Origin of the sequence: Desulfomicrobium escambiense DSM 10707 (assembly GCF_000428825.1) — a bacterium.
Lineage (GTDB): Bacteria > Desulfobacterota > Desulfovibrionia > Desulfovibrionales > Desulfomicrobiaceae > Desulfomicrobium > Desulfomicrobium escambiense.
Genome location: NZ_AUAR01000006.1, coordinates 192,266 through 210,701, shown reverse-complemented (window position 1 = coordinate 210,701; position 18,436 = coordinate 192,266). Strand labels below are relative to the sequence as shown.

Genomic DNA, 18,436 nt, shown 5'->3' with positions numbered 1-18,436 from the left:
AGGCTGGCGTATTGGAAAATTCGAAATTCGCGGGCCGCCCCAAAACGGCGGCCTGCTAGCGGTCGGCCCAGAGCAGGCGCAGACCGAGCAGCATGAGGATGGCCCCTGCGCCCTTGTGCAGCCAGGCCGAGAGCGACGGGCGGGCGGTCAGGCGGGTGTTCAGGGCGCCGGCGCCCAGGGCCACCAGGCCGAAGCCGAACATGGTCAGGACGACGAAGGTCAGGCCCAGGACCGTCATCTGCAGCGCCGGGTGCCCCTGCGCCGGGCGCACGAACTGCGGGAAGAAGGCCAGGAAGAAGATGGCCACCTTGGGGTTGAGCATGTTGGCCATGACGGACTGGCGAAAGATGACGCGGGCCGCCTTGTGTTCGCCCCCGCCGCCGAGGGCGAGGGACGGGTCGGCGGCCCAGAGCTTCCAGCCGATGTAGAGGAGGTAGAGCCCGCCCGCGATCTTCACCGCGGTGAAGGCCACGGCCGAGGATGCCAGGATGGCCGAGAGGCCGCAGACCGCCAGGAGGGTGTGGCCGATGTTGCCCAGGCTGAAGCCCAGGGCCGCGGCCAGGGCGGCGCTGCGCCCCTGGGCCACACCGCGGGTCAGGACGTAGATGATGTCGGGGCCGGGCGTGAAGATGAGGACGAGGGACGCCAGGCTGAAAAGGACGATCTGGTCGATGCTGATCATGAGCGCTCCGGGTGTTGATTCCGGGTCGATAATCGATGATCCGGCCCGGGGCAAGGCTTGTCCCGATGCAAAAAAGAATCCCCGCCGACATGCGCCGGCGGGGATTCGTGCGTTTCAGGGGGTGGGCCTACTTGGCGAAGGTGCACTTGGGGTAGGTGCACGTGTTGCACTGCAGGCAGATGCCGCCTTCGGCCAGGCGCGCCAAGTCGCGCCGCGTGATGGGCGCGTCGGCCAGCAGGCGCGGCAGGAGCACGTCCAGGCTCGTGGTCTTGAAGAACAGGGCGCAGGCGGGCACGCCCAGGACCTGCGCCCGGCCGATGCGGCCCACCAGGGTCATGGCGCCGGGCAGCAGGGGGACGCCGTGCAAGGCGTCGGTCAGGCCCGCGTCCTCCAGGCCGCCGCGGGTCACGTCGTCGGGGTCCACGGACAGGCCGGCCGTGGTCACGATGAGGTCCGCGCCCAGGCCCAGGAGCTTCTTCACGCCGTCGGCGATGGCCTGGCGGTCGTCGGGGGCGAATTCCTCGCCGATGACCGTGGAGCCCAGGGCTTCGGCCTTGGCGCGGATGATGGGCGCGAAGCGGTCCTCGATGAGGCCCTGGAAGACCTCGGTGCCCGTGACCAGGGTGCCGATCCGTGCCCGGCGCAGGGGCAGGATGGACAGCAGCGGGCTTTCGCCCAGGGCGGCCAAGGCCCGGCTGAAGTTTTCGCGCGAAAGGAAGAGGGGGATGGCCCGGGTCCCGGCCACGAGGCGTCCTTCCTCGACCAGCGCGTACTGCTGGCGCGTGGCGCACATGACGTGGGGCACGAGGTTGAAGCGTTCCAGGGCTTCCAGATCCACCTGCAGCAGGCCTGCCGACGCCGCATGGAAGTCGATCTTCCCTTCCCGCGGCGTGTCCGAGTAGGTGATGCCGTCCCCGGACATCCGCTTGGCGAAGGCCAGGGCCGCGTCATTCTCGTGGACCCAGGCGCCGTCCGGCAGGCTCTCGTCCTGGACGTAGACGGTGTTGCGGCCCATCTGCTGCAGGCGGCAGACGTCGCCGGCCGTGATGGTCTGTCCGGCGGTGAACTCGGCACCCTTGCTCTCGCCGGCCACGATGCGGGTCATGTCGTGCAAGGCCTTGCGGCCCACGGCTTCGGCCACGGGCACGCGCGTGGGGCGGGCGCTGTCGCAGGCGGCTGCGGCCGCCCCGGATTCGACGTAGGGCGCCTCGCCCTGACAGCCGCGGCAGATGGCCCCGTCGCTGACCGGGTAGGCCTCGTGGCAGACCGGACAGGCCTCGATGCGGGTCATGTGCGCATGCCCCAGCAGGCGCGGCTGGACCGTGACCTTCTCCAGGCGCAGGATGGAGTCCCCGGCGTCCTCGATCTCGCGGAAAAGGGCCTCGGTGTCCTGCTCCTTCTTGGGCGTGAGCTTCAGGAACCAGCCCTTGATGTTCGGCCAGTTCTCAAGGGCGTCCAGGTCCACGCTGACGCGCACCCCCTCGCCGGTGTACTTGTCATAGAGGGACACGGCGTAGCGGCCGAGGTTGACGATTTTCATCCAGTTGTTGCCGGTGCTGCACAGGGTCAGGAGCTGCACTGCGTCGGGCAGGCATTTCTTGCTCTCGACCACGGCCTCGAAGAGGATGCCCGCCGGCAGGGCGGCCTTGGCCATCTCGACCATGTACCCGCCGATCAGCAGGCCCGGGGCCGGGTAGCCGTGGAACGCGGCGGCCCTGTCCTTGAATTCCTGGAAGGTGTATTGTCCAATATTCATGAATACCTCACGATTTGAGAAAGTTTCGTGACCGGGAAGACCTAGCAGGCGAGGCGGCAAAAGAGAAGCTTGTGAAAAAGATTCGTAGCGTGACGGCGGTTCGGGGCTTCGCATCGGCCGGAGTCCCAAAACAAAAAAGCCGGTCGTGATGACCGGCTTTGATGTCTGGAGCCCACAAGCAGGATTGAACTGCTGACCTCGTCCTTACCAAGGACGCGCTCTGCCAACTGAGCTATGTGGGCTTGTGTCTGGTCGGGATGAGAGGATTTGAACCTCCGGCCCCTTGAACCCCATTCAAGTGCGCTACCAGGCTGCGCTACATCCCGACACGAGAAGACGCTTCTATGGAGAGCCTCGGTCTTTGTCAAACACTTTTTTGCGGAATATTTCGAAGAACATGCCGGGGCGTCCGGGACGGGAAAAGCCGGGAGCGGCGGCCCGCCGGCCGCCGCTCCCGGGATATTCGGCTCAGATCCTGAACCTGGACACCTGTTCACGCAGGCGCTCGGCCAGTTCCGAGAGTTCCCGCGCGCTGGACTGCACGGTCTGGCTGCTGGCCGTCATCTCGCCCGATGCGGTCCGGACCTGCTCGATGTCCCTGCTCACGTTGCGCGTCATGGCCGAGCTGGCGGCGACGTTGGAATTGATCTCTGTGATGCCCGTGGACGCCTGGCCCACATTCTCGGCGATGTCGCGGGTGGTCACGGACTGCTCCTCCACGGCCGCGGCGATGGTGGTGACGATGTCGTTGACCTCGGAGATGACGCCGGAGATGTCGGAGATGTCGTGGACCGTCTGGCTGGTCACGGACTGGATGCCGCTGATGCGGTCGCGGATGTCGTCCGTGGCCCTGGCCGTCTGCTGGGCCAGCTCCTTGATCTCGTTGGCCACCACCGCGAACCCGCGTCCGGCCTCGCCGGCGCGGGCCGCCTCGATGGTGGCGTTCAGGGCCAGCAGGTTGGTCTGCGAGGAGATGGCCGTGATGGTCGCGGTCACGGTGTTGATCTCCCGTGCGGCCTCGCCGAGTTCGTTGACCCGTCCCGAAGCCTGCTGGGCCCTGGTCACGGCGCTTTCCGTCGTGTTCTTGGCCCGCTCGGAGTTCTGGGCGATCTCGTGAATGGTGGCGGACATCTCCTCGGCCGCGGCCGCCACGGTGTTCATGTTGACCGAGGCTTGCTCCATGGCCGCCGATACGGACGTCATGTTCTCCGTGACCTCGCCCGTGGCCCTGCTCACGGCGTTGGCCATGCTCGCGGTCCGGTTCGACCCGTCGGTCATCTGGGTGGAGATGCTCGACAGTTCCGTGGACGCGGCCGCCAGGGCCTGGGTCGCGGCGGTGATCTCGCCGAGCATTTCCTTGGTCCGGCCGACCATGGTGTTCATGGCGTCCGACAGATGCCCGATGGCGTCCTTGGCGGCATGGTTGAAGGCGATGGTGTAGTCGCCCTCGGCCACCTTGAGGCTCTGCTCGGCGATGCGGTTCAGCGGACGGGTGATGGCCCGCACCAGCACGATGGCGACCAGGACGCCGAAGAGCATCGCGCCCGCTCCGACGAGGATGGTCTTGATGATGATCTTTCGGTCAAGGCCCTGGACCATCTGTACGTGGTTCAGGCCCACGGCGATATGCCAATCCCAGGGCTCGAAGAATTTGGTGAAGGTGATCTTCTGTTCGCCGTTCCACTGGTATTCGAGAAATCCATCCTTGTGGTTCCGGAACGCATCGCCGATGCCTTGGACTTCGAAGATGTTTTGTCCTTCGAGGGTGGGGTGGATGAGCACATCGCCCTTGGAGTTGTATATGAAGAAATAGCCGACGCCTGCCGCCTTGGTCGTGTTGATCATGTCCCGCAGTTGCGGGGTGAGAATCCTGCGTCCCACGAAGAGGACGGCCACGATCTTGTCGTCGGCGTTGAGCACGGGCTTGTAGCTGGTCACGTACCAGTCGTCGACCACGAAGGCCCGGCCGTCGTACGTTTCGCCGTTCATGACGGCCTTGTAGACCGGGCTGTCGGAGGGGATGAAGGTGTCCACGGCGCGGTCTGTCTCGTTGATGCGGACGTTGGTGGATACGCGCAGGAGCTTTCCGTCGACGACCTGGAAAATGGTCGCCACGCCGCCCGTCATCTGCTGGATTTTGTCGACGATGCCCGTGTTGCCGTTCATGACCGTGCCGCCGAGCATCAGGCGCGGTATCTTGACCTGTTCCTGGGCCTTGGTCACCTGGTTGGTGATGGTCCGATCGAGCATGTAGCTCGAATCGAGATCGAAGGTTCCGTACCGTTCCAGTTCGCCTTCCAGGATGATCATGTCCGCGGCGAGTTTTTCCTGCAGCAGGGAGTTCTGCGCATTGAGAGAGTTGAAGACCGAACTGGCCGTGCTTTCGACGGAGTTCTTGCCCAGTTCGAAGAGCCCCTTGCGGACATCGATCGTCGTCACCGCGATGACCAGGGCAAGGGACAGGGCCAGGATTGCCAGGATGCCCGTGAAGAGCTTGGTCGTGAATCTGATGGCTTGTATGTTCAAGGAACCTCCCTCCTGTCAGTGTGGTACTACGGCTATTGTAGTACGCTTATATGCAAGAAGTGAGTAATGATCAATATTACGAATAGGAAATTGATCTGCTCCGCGCAGGGGCTCGGATCAGAAGCGCAACGTGGCCTTGAGCCGCGATGGGTGCAGGAGCAGGTCGAGTCCGGCCTCGATGCCGGGGACGAGGATGTGCGCCGCGTTCAGGGCGGCCATGGCCACCCCTTCGGGTTGGAGCACCGCCACGGACAGGCCGGCGTGGCGAAGCATTTCCGCGTCGTTGTTGCCGTTGCCCATGCAGACGCAGGACTGCGGGCCCAGGGCGCGGATGAAGTCGGCCTTGGCCTTTCGTTCGTCGCCGGGTTGGAGGATGTGCACGTTGTGGTCGCTCGGCCCGAAGGTCGAACGCACGGTGCCGAAGGTGTCGGCTGTGAGGATGTGGGTGTTCAGGAGTGCGCCGAGCTGGGTCAGGCGCGAGAGGACGCCGGGCTGGATACGCCCGTCCAAGGCCAGGGTGCCGTTGTAGTCCAGGACGAGGTGGTGCAGCGTCAGTCGGCCGAAGCCGGGGATGTCGAGTTCGATCATGGTTCCGTCGTGCCGGCCGGCCTGGCGGCATGGCCGCCATCGGGGCATGGTTGGTGGTTGTGCGCGCGGGGCAGGTTTTTTTCCTCGTACATGCGGAGGTCCGCAGCGCGAATCAGTTCGTCCAGGCTCTGGTTCGGCCTGTGGCGGCTGACGCCCACGGAGGCCGATATGCCAAGCCGCGTGTCCGTGCCGCACAGGGCCGCGACATCGATCTCGTCCAGGGTTTCGCGCAGGCGCTGCACGAAGCATGCGGCCATGGCCGCGTCCGTGCCCGGGAGCAGGATGACGAACTCGTCGCCGCCCATGCGCACGAAGATGTCGTATTTGCGCACCATGCCCCTGATGGCCCGGGCCACCCCCACCAGGACCAGGTCGCCGGCCTCGTGCCCCAAGGTGTCGTTGACGGCCTTGAAGCCGTTCAGGTCGATGAAGAGCAGGTGCACGGGGAGCCCCTTGCGCACGGCGAAGTCCAGGATGCGCGGGGCGTGGCGCTCCAGGTAGGCGCGGTTGTTCACGCCGGTCAAGGCGTCGCGCACGGTCAGCTCTTCGAGCTGGGCGTGCTCCAGGGCCGTGATCAGGGTGCAGGCCAGGATGTCGCAGAAGTGGCCGAGGAAATCCGTGGCCTTGTCCGGGGCGTAGCGTTCGGGGTCGGGGTCGTAGGCCGACACGATGCCGATGGTCTTGCCCTGCTGGTATTTGTGCCCGAGAGCGAAGATGAAGCAGGATCCTTGCGGCGGGTCGCTTTCAAGTCCCAGGAAGAATCCCGGCTTCTCGATGCGTCCCACCTCGCCAAGGAAGAGCCGCGGCGCATGGGGAGTGGGCGAAAACTGTCTGATGCGCTCGCGGATGGTCCGGGCCGGGGCGTGCCCGATGCCGTCCGGGATGCGCCCTTCGAAGATGTCCCGGTCGAGGATCAGGTGCAGGGTGTGCAGGCTGCGCAGCGTGCGGATGGAGTCGAGGATCGCGGGGAGGTCTTCCATGCGTTTGACCTGCTGGACCAGGTCGATGGTTCCGCGGAAGGTCTCGAAGGTGTCCAGCAGGGCCTTGTAGGAGGCCACCATGGCGTCGAAGCCGCCCTTGGAGACCCGGAGGCGCTGGCGCAGGTCCTCGTTCTCCTCGACCACGCGTTTGGCCGGGGACGGGGCGTGGATGATCCGTTCCCTGATCCAGGCCCCCAGGGCCTTGAGGTTTGTGCGCAGGCTCCGGGCATCGCCCAGGCCGGCGCTGGCCTCGACGGCGGACATGAGGTCCCGCATCTCGGCCAGCAGGGCGTTCGGGTTGCGCGCCATGGCGTTCGGTTCAGGCCAGGGACTGCAGCTTTGCCAGCACTTCGGCGGCGTGTCCGGCGGCCTTGACCTCTGGCCAGGCGTGGCGGACCACGCCGGACGGGTCGATGAGAAAGGTCGAGCGGGCCACGCCCATGTATTCCTTGCCGTAGTTCTTCTTCAGGCGCCACGCCCCGAAGTGCTCCAGGACCTGATGGTCCGGGTCGCTCAGGAGGTCGACCTGCAGCTCGTGCTTGCCCGTGAAGTTCTGGTGGGATTTGACCGAGTCGGGGCTCATGCCCAGGACCACGGCGTTCAGGGCTGTGAAACGATCCTTCAGGGCCGAGAACTCCTGGGCCTCGACCGTGCAGCCCGGCGTGTTGTCCTTGGGATAGAAGTAGAGGACCACCCATTTGCCCCGGTGGTCTTCCAGGCGGACGTCGGAGCCGGAGGTGCTCTTCAGGCAGAAGGACGGGGCCGGTTCGCCGGGGGTTGGAAGCTTGAAATCCATCATGTGCAGCTCCTTTGGGGAATACGTACTCATGGGCTACGTAGCCCATCCCCAAGGGGCCTGCAAGCTCATGGCGCGGTGGCGGCGCTCAGTCCGGCCAGATAGCCCGTGGAGAGAGCTGCCTGGAGGTTGAAGCCGCCCGTGTCGGCGTCCATGTCCAGCACCTCTCCCGCCAGGAACAGGCCCGGACAGACCCGCGACTCCATGGTCTTGGGGTTGACTTCCGCGAGGCTCACGCCGCCAGCCGTGACGATGGCCTCGCGCAGGGGGCGGTATCCGCTGACCGTGAAGCGCAGTTCCTTGAGCCACAGACGCAGCCGCTTGCGTTCCTCGGCCGAGACCTGGTGGGCGGCCTTGTCCGCAGCCAGGCCGGTCTGGTCGAGGCAGACGGGGATGAGCTTAGGCGGCATGAGCCCCTTGAGCAGGTTCTCCATGTGCATCTTGCCGTGCTCTTTCAGGTCGCGCTGCAGGCGGGCGTCGAGCTTGGCTGGGTCAAGGGCCGGCTTGAGGTCGATGAGTACCTCGGTCTTTCTGCCCTGATCCACGGACTGCACGGCGGCCTTGCTCAGGGTCAGGATGATGGGGCCGGACAGGCCGAAATGCGTGAAGAGCATCTCGCCCATCTGCTCGGCCGTCTTTTTGCCGTCCACCCGGAGTTCCGCACGGACGTTCTTCAGGGACAGGCCCTGCAGGCGTGCGGCGGTGTCCCCGGTCGTGACCAGGGGGATGAGGGCGGGGGCGATGGCGGTGATGCCGTGGCCAAGGCTGCGGGCCAGGTCGTAGCCGTCGCCGGTGGAGCCGGTGGCCGGGTAGGAGGCTCCGCCGGTGGACAGGATGACCCTGTCCGCCCCAATAGTCTGGGCGCCGAAGCGGACTTCGAATCCGTCGGCCAGGCGTCTGATGTCGCCGACCCGGCATCCGGTGCGGATGGTCGCCCCGCTGGAGCGGGCGTGGCGCACGAAGGCGTCCACGAGATCCTGGGCGCTGTCGCTTACGGGAAAGAGGCGTCCGCCGCGCTCCTCCTTGACCTGGACGCCGAGCCCGGCGAGCAGCTCGATGGTGTCGGGAGTGAAGAAGTGGGCCAGGGCCGGCCGCAGGAAACGGAAGTTCCGGCCGAAGTGCGTCAGGAATTCGTCGAGGGGGGCCGTGTTGCCGATGTTGCCGCGCCCCTTGCCGCAGATCCTGAGTTTTCGGCCCGGGCGGTCCATGCGTTCGAGCAGGGTCACGCCGGAACCTCTGGAAGCGGCCGTGGCTGCGGCCAGGAGTCCCGAGGGGCCTCCGCCGATGACGATGACGGTATGTTTCATGGGCATCCTTCAAAAGAGTGCATTCTGAAGGGCCTCGGGACGGAAGTAAACCATTATTGACGGATCCGACCGCATCAGTCCTGCTTGACGCGCAGCGTGATGGCGGCGGGGCGGCCGTCGGTGATGCGATAGTCGAGGGTGAGCTTGTCGATGGCCACGGCCGGTCCGGGAATGTTGATCAGGCCCGAGGACTCGCCGGACTTGAGCTGCACGGGGATTTTGAGGGGGATGGGGTCGCCCTTGACCGGCACCAGGACCAGGCCGTTCAGCTGCACGGTGGCGCCGTCTATCTGGAAGCGCAGGTTGTCGATCTTGCCCATCTTTTCTCCCACCGGGAGGGAGGCGCCGGCGCCGGAGGCGGAGAGGGTCACTGGTGCAAGGGCCACCCAGGGGCCGGCCAGGGCAGGTGCGGCCAGTACAAGGCACGCGAGGAGAGCGAAAGCGGTTTTCATGTCAGGCTCCATGGAAGTGTTTTACCCCTGTTGTTTACGCCGGCCCGGGACCGTGATCAAGGACGGAAACGGAACGGGCGGGCCTGCGTGTTCAAATATGTTGGAAAATCGGGCCCGGCGGGGTAAAGGATCGCAGTGATATGGTGAAAACCGGCCAGGGGTGGGGTGTGCATGGCTCAAGAGACGATGTCGCGGGAAGAACTGCAGGACGAGGTCGCCCGTCTGCGCCGGCGCGTGGCGGAGCTCGAAGCCGACAACGGCTCCGGGCTCCGCTTGGGTGCCGGGGATGACGAGAGGCTCACGGCCTCCTTTCTCCTTGAAAACGCGCCTGTCGGGGTGATCATCCAGAATGCCGACGGCAGCATCCGCTTCTGGAACAGGATCGTGAGGGAAATTTTCGGCAGCGCCGAACACGAACTGGCCCCATCCTCCTGCCAGGTGGGCGTCTGGACCATCCTGCGCCCCGACGGAAGTCCCTGGCCTGTCGGCGACCACCCTTCCAGGGTCACCCTGGCGGATGGCAAGCCCCTGCGGAACCAGATCATGCGGCTGCGACGGGATGAAGGGACGGAGCGCTGGCTGTCCATCAACACCGAACCCGTGTTCGACGGGCGGTCCCCGACGGCCGCCGCGGTCATCATCACCTTCCTCGACATTACCTCCCAAAGGGAAGTGGCCGAAACCCTCGACCGCAAGGACGCGCTCCTGCGGGCCATGCTGCGCAACCTCCCCTTCGATTTCTGGGCCCGGGACAACGAGGGGCGGATCGTCATGCAGAGCGAAGCGTCCGTGGCCCTGTGGGGCGACCTCATGGCGACGGTGCCCGATCAGGCCGAGGTCGCCGGGGAAATTCTCGAAAACTGGAAGATCACCAACGCCAGGTCCTACGCGGGCCACGTCGTCGAGCACGACGTGGAGTACCTCGTGCCCGCGGGCGAGAGGCGCGCCTTCCACGGCATCGTCGCGCCCATCCGTAGGGGAGAGGAAATCCTGGGGATTCTCGGCGCGAACATCGACGTGACCGAACACCTGCGCTCCATCGAGGCCTTGAAGAGATCCGAGGCCAATCTGGCGGCGCTGCTCGACTCCATCGAAGAGTCCGCGGCCCTGTTCGAAACCGACGGGACCGTCATCACCTGCAACGCGACCTTCGCCGCCCGTGTGGGGAGGACCGTGGCCGAGTGCGTCGGCCGTTCGATCTACGACGTGGTGCCAGCGGATGTGGCCGCACGGCGGCGGGAGCGCCTGGAACGCGTCCTGCGTACCGGGGAGCCTCTGACCTTCGAGGACGAGCGGCTGGGGCGCTGGATGCGGCACAGCCTGAGCCCGGTCCTGGGACACGACGGGTCCGTCGCGGCCGTGTCGACCTTTGCCACGGACCTGACCGAGCGCGTGCGCAGGGAACGCCTGCTGGTGGCGCGGCAGAGGCTGAGCGAGTACGCCATCAACCACCCCCTCAAGGAACTGCTGCGCAAGGCCCTGGACGAGGCCGAGGACGTGACCGGAAGCACGCTGGGCTTCCTGCATTTCCTGAACGAGGACCAGCGCACACTGTCCATGTACGCCTGGTCCTCCAGGACCATGGCCACGGGTTTCCGGGCCGTGACCCAGGACCTGCATTTCGATATGAACCACGCCGGGGTCTGGGCCGACTGCGTGCGGGAGCGGAGGCCCGTCATCCACAACGACTACGCCTCCCTGGCGCACCGCAAGGGCGTCCCCGCAGGGCATCCCGAGCTGGTGCGCCAGCTCCTGCTGCCGATTCTGCGTGGCAACAGGATCGTGGCCATCCTGGCCGTGGCCAACAAGCCCGAGGACTACCACGACGGCGACGTGCAGACCCTGGACGAGCTGGGCAACCTGCTGTGGGACATCCTGGAGTACAAGCGGGCCCAGGAAAACCTGCAGAAGAGCGAGGACCTCCTCAACCTGACGCAGAGCCTGAGCAGGATCGGAGGATGGGCCTGGGACGCGGACACCCAGACCATGACCTGGACCAGGGAGATGTACCGTCTCCACGGCATGTCGCCCGACGAGTTCCCTGCCGGTTCGAAGGAGCACCTGCGACGCAGCCTGGCCTGCTTCGACCCCGGAGGCCGGGAACTCGTCCAACGTTCCCTGGAGGCCTGCCGGCGCGGCGGGCAGCCTTTCGACCTCGAACTTCCGTTCACGTCCGCCGACGGGCGGAAGATGCTGGTGCACGTCCGGGCTGTGGCCGTCCGGGAGGGCGGGCGCGTGGCCAGGGTGCTGGGCACCGTCATGGATGTCACGGCCCTGCGGAATCTGGAACTGAGGTACATGGCCCTTTTCCAGAACATGACCGAGGGGTTCGCCCTGCACGAGATCATCGTCGACGAGGGCGGCAGGCCTACGGACTACCGCTTCCTGGACGTCAATCCCGCCTTCGAGCGCATCACCGGGCTTTCGGTTGCGGATGTCGTCGGCAGAACAGTGCGCGAGGTCATGCCGTCGACGGAGCCGTCCTGGATCGAGATCTACGGGCGCGTGGCCCTGACTGGCGAACCGCTCTTCTTCGAGGAATATTCCAGGGCCATTGACAAGTTTTTCGAGGTTTCGGCCTTCCGCCCCGCGTCCATGCAGTTCGCCTGCATCTTCTCGGACATCACGGCCCGCAAGCGCCAGGAGTCCGAGCTGCGCAAGGCCAAGGAGGCCGCCGAAGCGGCCAATGTGGCCAAGTCCGGGTTCCTGGCCAACATGAGCCACGAGATCCGCACCCCGTTGAACGGCATCCTCGGCATTTTGCAGTTGCTCGAGTCTATGAGCCTCTCGGACGAGCACGTCCGCCTGGTGCGCATGGCGGCCGCCGCGGCCGGCCGTCTCACCGGACTCCTGACGGATCTGCTGGACCTTTCCAGGATCGAGTCCGGCAAGCTCACGCTGGCCAGCAGGCCTTTCGAAATGGCCGAGTTGCGGGACGCCGTCATGGGCCTTTTCGCCCTGTCCGCACGGGAAAAGGGCATCGAACTGAGCTTCAGCATGGCTGCCGACGTGCCTTCCCGGCTGGTGGGCGACGAATCGCGGCTGCGCCAGGTCCTGTTCAATCTGGTCGGCAACGCCGTCAAATTCACGGCCGGCGGTTTCGTGCGGATCGAGGCGGGTCTTTTGCCCTGCGGGCAAGGGTCCCGGGTGCTCTTTTGCGTCGCCGATTCGGGGCCGGGCATCCCCGACGCGCGTGTGGACGATATCTTCAAGCCCTTCGTGCAGGGCGAGGAGTCCTTCGTCCGCCACCACCAGGGGGCGGGTCTCGGCCTGGCCATCGTCCGGCGCCTGATGGACCTCATGGGTGGCTGCCTGTGCGTGGACAGTTCGCCCATGGGCACGACCATGTGCTTTTCCCTGCCCCTGGGCCGGGGCGAGGACGCCCGGGATGTCCGCGAGACGGTTCCGCCCTGTGCGCAGCCGTCGCAGGGCCTGCGCATCCTGCTGGTGGAGGACGACCCGGTGAGCATGTTCGCGGCCGGGCGGGTGCTCGAAAAGGCCGGCCATCTGGTCACTCGGGCCGGGGACGGGGCCGAGGCCGTGGAAACCCTGCGCCGGGAGGACTTCGACCTCGTGCTCATGGACGTGCAGCTTCCCGTCATGGACGGCGTGAAGGCCACGGGCGTCATCAGGCGCGATGCTTCCCTGGGCGCGAAATCCCGCATCCCCGTCGTGGCCATGACGGCCTACGCCATGAGCGGCGACCGGGAGAAGTTCCTGGCCGCGGGCATGGACGACTACATCGCCAAACCTGTCAGTCAGGCAGAGCTGCTGGCGGTTCTGGACCGGGCCGGCCTGTGCGGGGATAGGGCTGCGGCGAGGGAGAGGGACGGCGATGCGGACTCCTGAGGCCCGTCTGCAGGCGCTCGAAGTCGAACTGGCCAGCCTGCGCGCGAGGATGCGCGTCCTGGTCGACGGCTCGCCGCTGGGCATCTTTTTCGACGACGCGCAGGACAAGTGCGTGTTCGTCAACACGACCTTCTGCGAGATGATGGAGCTTTCCGAGGCCGAAGCCCTGGGCGACGGCTGGGCCAAGACCGTGCACATCGACGACCTGCCGGGGCTGCTGCGGGAACGGGCGCGGGCGGTGTCCGAGGGCACGGCGCTCTTCCGGGCCGAGTACCGCTACGCCTGCCCCAGCGGGCGCGCGGGGTGGGTGGAGGAGCAGACCCGGCCCGTCCACGGGCCGGGTGGGGAACTGCTCGGCTATGTCGGCACCCTGGCCGAGATCACCGCGCGAAAGAACGAGGAAGCGCTGCTGGCCCGCCACAGCGAGGAACTGGAAGAGCGGGTGCGCGAGCGTACGGCCGAACTGAGCGGCATGAATGTCGCCCTGGAGGTCCTGCTGCGCAAGCGCGAGGAGGACCGCCAGGAGCTGGAGCAGGCCGTGCTGGCCAATGTCCGTCGCCGCATCCTGCCTGCACTGGAGCGGCTGGAGGCGGCCTGCCGCGGGGAAGCAGGGCCTCTGGCGGCCGAGATCAGGCACGGCCTGCAGGAGCTGACGGACCCCTTCCGTCATCGGCTGTCCTCGGCCTGCCAGGATCTGACCCCGGCCGAGCTGCGCGTGGCCGACCTTATCCGTGAAGGACTGTCCACCAAGGAAATCGCCGCCCGCCTGGGGGTCGGCACCTCCACCGTCGACACCCACCGTCATGGCATCCGCCGCAAGCTCGGCCTGGATACGCGCCGGGCGAACCTCCGTGCCTTCCTGTTGTCCCTGGACGCATCCTGATAGGGATTTTTTATCCATATTCCGTCCGCATTAATCCGCTATTGTCTTTTCCCGCCTCCGCTGGTTCAAGGACGGTCCAATCCACAGGGAGGACGACATGAACCAGGAAACACAGGAATTGCTCAACACAGGTCTGGCCCGCATGTTCAAGGGTGGGGTCATCATGGACGTGGTCGACCCGCAGCAGGCGCGCATCGCCGAGGAGGCCGGGGCCTGCGCGGTCATGGCCCTGGAACGTGTTCCGGCGGATATCCGCGCCGACGGAGGGGTGGCCCGCATGTCGGACCCGGGCATGATACGCGGCATCATGGAGGCCGTGTCCATACCGGTCATGGCCAAGTGCCGCATCGGCCATTTCATGGAGGCCCGCATCCTCGAGGCCGTGGGCGTGGACTTCATCGACGAGAGCGAGGTCCTGACCCCGGCCGACGAAGCCTTTCACATCGACAAGAAGGCATTCAGGACGCCCTTCGTCTGTGGTTGCCGCGACCTGGGCGAGGCCCTGCGCCGCATCGCCGAGGGTGCGGCCATGATCCGCACCAAGGGCGAGGCCGGCACGGGCGACGTGGTCGAGGCCGTGCGCCATGCGCGCGCCGTGCGCGAAGGCATCCGGCGGGCGCAGCACATGTCCGCGGAGGAACTTGTCTCCTTTGCCCGTGAGATAGGCGCGCCTCTGGAACTGGTCCGGCAGGTCAGGGAACTCGGGCGGCTGCCCGTGGTCAATTTCGCGGCCGGCGGCATCGCCACCCCGGCAGACGCGGCCCTGATGATGCAACTCGGCATGGACGGGGTGTTCGTGGGGTCGGGCATCTTCAAGAGCGCGGACCCGGCCCGGCGCGCCAAGGCCATTGTCGAGGCCGTGACCCATTACGACGACCCGCAGACCTTGGCGCGCATCAGCGAGAATCTGGGCGGGGCCATGTCCGGCGTCGCCGCGCGCAGCCTCGACGCCGAACGCAGCTTCGCGGGCCGGGGCTGGTGATGCGCATCGGGGTTATGGCCCTGCAAGGGGCCTTTGCCGAGCACCGGGAAATGCTTTCGTCCCTGGGCGTGCGGGCCGAACTGGTGCGCACGCCCGGCGGGCTCGACGGCCTGGATGGTCTCATCCTGCCCGGGGGGGAAAGTACGAGCATGCGCCGTCTGGCCGCGTGGGGCGGGCTCGATGCGGTCCTGCGGGAGTTCGGTGCGTCCCGTCCGGTATGGGGCGTATGCGCCGGGCTCATCCTGATGGCCCGCAGGGTGGAGGGCGAGGAGCCCTTCGCCGGTCTCATGGACATGGCCGTGGCCCGCAACGCCTATGGCCGGCAGGGAGAGAGCTTCGTGGCGGACGTGCAACCGGGCCGCCTCGGCGGCGCACCTTTCCCCGGCGTCTTCATCCGCGCGCCGCACGTGGTGGAGGCGGGGCCGGACGTGGAGGTCCTGGCCCGCCTCGACGGCTTGCCCGTGGCCCTCGTGCAGGGACGTCTGCTGGCCACCGCGTTCCATCCCGAGTTGACGCGGGACCCGAGGATGCACGCATTCTTCCTGAAGCTTTGCGCCGCGGGGGGCGCGTTGCCGTAAGGGTTCGAAGTCTGCTATGGGTGTCCCACAGGAGGTGCCCATGGACTTCGCCCTGCCCGCATACCGCGAACCCGACTTTTCGGCCCCGGAGCTCCGGGACGCCCCCGTGGCCCGCTTCGAGCCGGCCCCGGCCAACGGCGTGGCGCCGGCAAACTATCACTCCACATCCATCTTCCCGGAGTACATACATCTTTCGCCCGGAAACTGGGTCCTGCCGGCGCACTCGCGCATGGACTGCGTCGTCGTGCGCGAGGGGGACTACGTGGCCGTGCGCGAGTTCCGCAACCTGCGTCGGGGCGACTTAGTGGCCGTGGGCCGTGGGGAGAACGGGGAGGACGGCATCCTCGTGCACGCCGCTGGGTTCGAGGCGCAGGGGGAGGCCGCCGAAAAGTTTGCCTTCCGCCGCAGCGTCAGCCGCGAAACCGCGTTTTCCGTGGACTACGACGAGCTTTACGCCCTCCTGCGTCATGAGCGGGACCACGGCCGCATCGTCTGGGTTCTCGGTCCGGCCGTGGTCCCGCTCATGACGCCCGAAAGGCCATGGTCGGTCTCATCCGTCGCGGCTTCGTGCATGCCGTTCTGGCGGGAAACGCCCTGGCCGTGCACGATCTCGAAGGGAGCATGTTCGGTTCGGCCCTGGGACAGGACATCTATTCCCGCCGTAGTCTCTCCCTGGGGCATTACAACCATCTCGACGTCATCAACGCCGTGCGGGGCATGGGCTCCATCGAGGGGGCCATCGCCTCCGGGCGCGTCACCGACGGCGTCATGCACGCCCTCCACGCCAAGGGCGTGCCCTACGTCCTGGCCGGCTCCATCCGCGACGACGGCCCCCTGCCGGAGACCATCGCCGGCGCCTACGAGGCACAGGCCCGCATGCGCGCCGTGACCGCCGAGGCCACCACGGTCATCGCTCTGGCTACGCAGCTGCACTCCATCGCAACGGGCAATCTGACCCCGTCCTACACCGTGTGTGGAGGGCGCGTGCGGCCTGTGTATTTCTACTGCGTGGACATGTCGGACTTCGTGACCACCAAGCTGGCCAACCGGGGATCCCTGGGCGCACGGGGGGTGTTGACCAATGTGCAGGACTTTCTGGTGACCGTGGACCGGGGGCTGGGAGGGGAGATCCGGGAGGGATGAGGAAGGCCGGCGGGGCCGGCCTTCCGCGCGGGGACGGGATCAGGCGCCGTCGGCGAACATCTTGCGGGGGTCGAAGCCCATGATGAAGGCTCCCCAGTGCTTGCCGTCCACGTAGATGGGCATGGAGAGGTCGTTCAAAATCTCGCCGGTGTCGCGCATGTAGGTCTGCAGGAGCAGGGGTTCGGTATGCGAGCAGCGGCGCTGCTCGGTGCGGTTGTTCTGGTAGATGCGCTGGTGCCGGCTGTAGAGCAGGTCGCGGGCCGGGTCGCCGGTCATGGGCTGGGACACGGCGCCGTGATGCACGGGCAGGTAGCCCTTGCGGTCGATGGCCAGGCAGTAGATCGTGCCCGGGATTTTCTTGACGTTCTCGTCCACCACCGCCTGCATTTCCTTGATGAACGCCTCGCTGAAGGCTGTCACGAACTTCTGGGGGGTGGTGTTCGGCACGGACCGGTACTGGGTGTCGAAGACATTGACGCCGTGGTCTTTCATGGCCTGGATGCGGGCCTGGTAGTTGTCACGGACCTGTCTGGCCGTGGCGATGACGGCGTCGAATTTCCCCTCGCCGGTCTTGAAGCGGGCCACGAGCTCGAGCATCTGTTCCGTGACTCCGTTCAGGGTGTCCACGGACGTGGCCGAGACGTTCATGTCCGCGGCGATCTCCTGGCTCAGGGCGTTGATGTTGTTGACCTTCTGCACGACGTCGCTGTTGTTGGTCGAGAGTTCCTCGATGGCGGCGGCGATCTTGATGAGCTGGTCGTTGGCCGTCTCGAAATCCCCGATCATGCGCTGGAAGTTTTCCGTGGCCGCCGTGACCACGCTGTCCGTGTCGCGTGCGTAGTCCAGGATCTGGGTCGTCTCGGTCTGCGTGCGCTCGACGATCTTGATCATGGCCGAGATGTTGTTGGAAATCTCCTCCGTGGCCGGCTTGATGCGTCTCGATAGTTCGCGCACCTCCTCGGCCACCACGGCGAAGCCCTTGCCGTGCTCGCCGGCCCGGGCCGCCTCGATGGTCGCGTTCAGGGACAGGAGGTTGGTCTGCTCCGAGATGCCGTTGATGATGGTCACGATGCTCAGGATGTTGGCCGAACTCTTGCCCAGGTCGTCGACGGTGTTGCGGAAGGATTCGACGATGTCGTTGATCCTGTGGATCTTGTCCGTGACGTCCTGCAGTTCGGCGTGGGAGCTGTGGGCCGTGTTCAGGTTGCTGGTGGTCTTTTCGGCCACGTACTGCGTGTTCTGGGCAATTTCGGCGATGGCCGTATTGGCCTCGTTGCTGGCCATGGCCACTTCTTCGGCGATGGTGCCCTGGCGGGACGTCTTGCTGCGGGTGTCGAACACGGACTTGGCCATGCGCGTGCTGTCAAGGGCGATGTCGATGCCCATCTTCCTGATGCGTTCGACCAGTTCCCGCACGCTGCCGAGGAAGGCGTTGTAGCAGGTGGAGATGTGCTGCAGGTCCGGGTTGTCCACGTCTTGCATGGTGCAGGACAGGTCGGCCTCCTGCCCCTGGAGGTTCTGGAACACGGCGCCGATCTCGGCCACGCCCTTGGCTGCCTCGCGCTGTAGCGCCTTCATGGCGAAGGCGCCGGCCGCGGCGGCCAGGATCAGCAGGACGACGAGGACGATGCGCGTGGCGGCGGGGAGGGAATCCCAGGCCGTCAGCAGCGCCCAGCCCACTCCCAGGGCGTTGAGGGCGACAAGACCCGTGACGGCCGCGGCGATCTTGCCCCGCAGCGTGGAGAGTGCGCCTTTGCCGGAGGAAGCGGAGGTGTCGGTCGATTTCATCGGAGCCCCTTGTGTGAACGTTGTATGACAATAACATAGACGAGCCGGAGGCAAAAGAGAATAGCCCCGCCCATAAAAGTGTCAACTCCTCCCGTGCGGCGGGTACCGAGGCCTTTCTATGGACAA

At 66.2% G+C, this 18,436-nt stretch carries 15 protein-coding genes and 2 tRNA genes; 5 read left to right on the top strand and 12 right to left on the bottom strand.

Annotation, left to right across the window (positions count from 1 at the left end):
* Window positions 1-55: 55 nt before the first annotated feature.
* From G394_RS0107635 to G394_RS0107590, 10 genes are all read right to left on the bottom strand, one after another.
* Window positions 56-682, bottom strand: a complete 627-nt coding sequence (locus tag G394_RS0107635; RefSeq protein WP_028577158.1) for a LysE family translocator — start codon at window positions 680-682, stop codon at window positions 56-58.
* 127 nt (window positions 683-809) lie between these two features.
* Window positions 810-2,438, bottom strand: coding sequence for an FmdE family protein (locus G394_RS0107630; RefSeq protein WP_028577157.1), 1,629 nt, complete (start codon window positions 2,436-2,438; stop codon window positions 810-812).
* A 166-nt stretch (window positions 2,439-2,604) separates the two neighbouring features.
* Window positions 2,605-2,680: transfer RNA gene (locus tag G394_RS0107625), tRNA-Thr, on the bottom strand.
* 7 nt (window positions 2,681-2,687) lie between these two features.
* A tRNA-Pro gene (locus tag G394_RS0107620) sits at window positions 2,688-2,764 on the bottom strand.
* 142 nt (window positions 2,765-2,906) lie between these two features.
* Window positions 2,907-4,964, bottom strand: coding sequence for a methyl-accepting chemotaxis protein (locus G394_RS0107615; RefSeq protein WP_028577156.1), 2,058 nt, complete (start codon window positions 4,962-4,964; stop codon window positions 2,907-2,909).
* 117 nt (window positions 4,965-5,081) lie between these two features.
* Window positions 5,082-5,552 (bottom strand): HAD family hydrolase, encoded by a 471-nt coding sequence (locus G394_RS0107610; RefSeq protein ID WP_028577155.1) that lies wholly within the window; start codon window positions 5,550-5,552, stop codon window positions 5,082-5,084.
* Window positions 5,549-6,841 carry a sensor domain-containing diguanylate cyclase gene (locus G394_RS18390; protein ID WP_051307035.1) on the bottom strand — a complete coding sequence of 431 codons (1,293 nt, stop codon included), beginning with the start codon at window positions 6,839-6,841 and terminating at the stop codon, window positions 5,549-5,551. The genes G394_RS0107610 and G394_RS18390 overlap by 4 nt, the downstream gene beginning before the upstream one ends.
* A gap of 10 nt (window positions 6,842-6,851) precedes the next feature.
* Window positions 6,852-7,331 carry a thioredoxin-dependent thiol peroxidase gene (gene bcp, locus G394_RS0107600; RefSeq protein ID WP_211226237.1) on the bottom strand — a complete coding sequence of 160 codons (480 nt, stop codon included), beginning with the start codon at window positions 7,329-7,331 and terminating at the stop codon, window positions 6,852-6,854.
* 65 nt (window positions 7,332-7,396) lie between these two features.
* Window positions 7,397-8,635, bottom strand: coding sequence for a BaiN/RdsA family NAD(P)/FAD-dependent oxidoreductase (locus G394_RS0107595; RefSeq protein WP_028577153.1), 1,239 nt, complete (start codon window positions 8,633-8,635; stop codon window positions 7,397-7,399).
* Window positions 8,636-8,709: 74 nt separating this feature from the next.
* Window positions 8,710-9,087, bottom strand: a complete 378-nt coding sequence (locus G394_RS0107590; RefSeq protein WP_028577152.1) for a hypothetical protein — start codon at window positions 9,085-9,087, stop codon at window positions 8,710-8,712.
* Window positions 9,088-9,258: 171 nt separating this feature from the next.
* Between G394_RS0107590 and G394_RS20110 the strand changes: the two genes are divergently transcribed.
* The 4 genes from G394_RS20110 (at window position 9,259) to pdxT (ending at window position 15,379) form a co-directional block, all read left to right on the top strand.
* Window positions 9,259-12,936 (top strand): PAS domain S-box protein, encoded by a 3,678-nt coding sequence (locus G394_RS20110; RefSeq protein ID WP_156902509.1) that lies wholly within the window; start codon window positions 9,259-9,261, stop codon window positions 12,934-12,936.
* A complete protein-coding gene (locus tag G394_RS20105; RefSeq protein WP_051307033.1) occupies window positions 12,923-13,819 on the top strand; it encodes a PAS domain-containing protein in 897 nt (298 codons plus the stop codon). Before G394_RS20110 ends, G394_RS20105 begins: the two co-directional genes overlap by 14 nt.
* Before the next feature lie 97 nt (window positions 13,820-13,916).
* Entirely contained in the window at window positions 13,917-14,801 is an 885-nt protein-coding gene (pdxS, locus tag G394_RS0107575) for a pyridoxal 5'-phosphate synthase lyase subunit PdxS (RefSeq protein ID WP_028577151.1), read from the top strand.
* Window positions 14,801-15,379: a pyridoxal 5'-phosphate synthase glutaminase subunit PdxT gene (pdxT, locus tag G394_RS0107570; protein WP_028577150.1), complete on the top strand. Its 579-nt coding sequence runs from the start codon at window positions 14,801-14,803 to the stop codon at window positions 15,377-15,379. Before pdxS ends, pdxT begins: the two co-directional genes overlap by 1 nt.
* 301 nt (window positions 15,380-15,680) lie before the next feature.
* Here the strand turns inward: pdxT and G394_RS21605 are convergent, their stop codons facing one another.
* Window positions 15,681-15,860, bottom strand: coding sequence for a hypothetical protein (locus G394_RS21605; protein WP_245578284.1), 180 nt, complete (start codon window positions 15,858-15,860; stop codon window positions 15,681-15,683).
* A gap of 59 nt (window positions 15,861-15,919) precedes the next feature.
* On the opposite strand from G394_RS21605, the gene G394_RS21600 reads away from it, so the two are divergent.
* Window positions 15,920-16,522, top strand: a complete 603-nt coding sequence (locus G394_RS21600) for an ornithine cyclodeaminase family domain (protein WP_245578283.1) — start codon at window positions 15,920-15,922, stop codon at window positions 16,520-16,522.
* 39 nt (window positions 16,523-16,561) lie between these two features.
* Here G394_RS21600 and G394_RS18370 read toward each other — a convergent pair whose 3' ends face one another.
* Window positions 16,562-18,310 carry a methyl-accepting chemotaxis protein gene (locus G394_RS18370; protein ID WP_051307032.1) on the bottom strand — a complete coding sequence of 583 codons (1,749 nt, stop codon included), beginning with the start codon at window positions 18,308-18,310 and terminating at the stop codon, window positions 16,562-16,564.
* Window positions 18,311-18,436 lie beyond the last annotated feature (126 nt).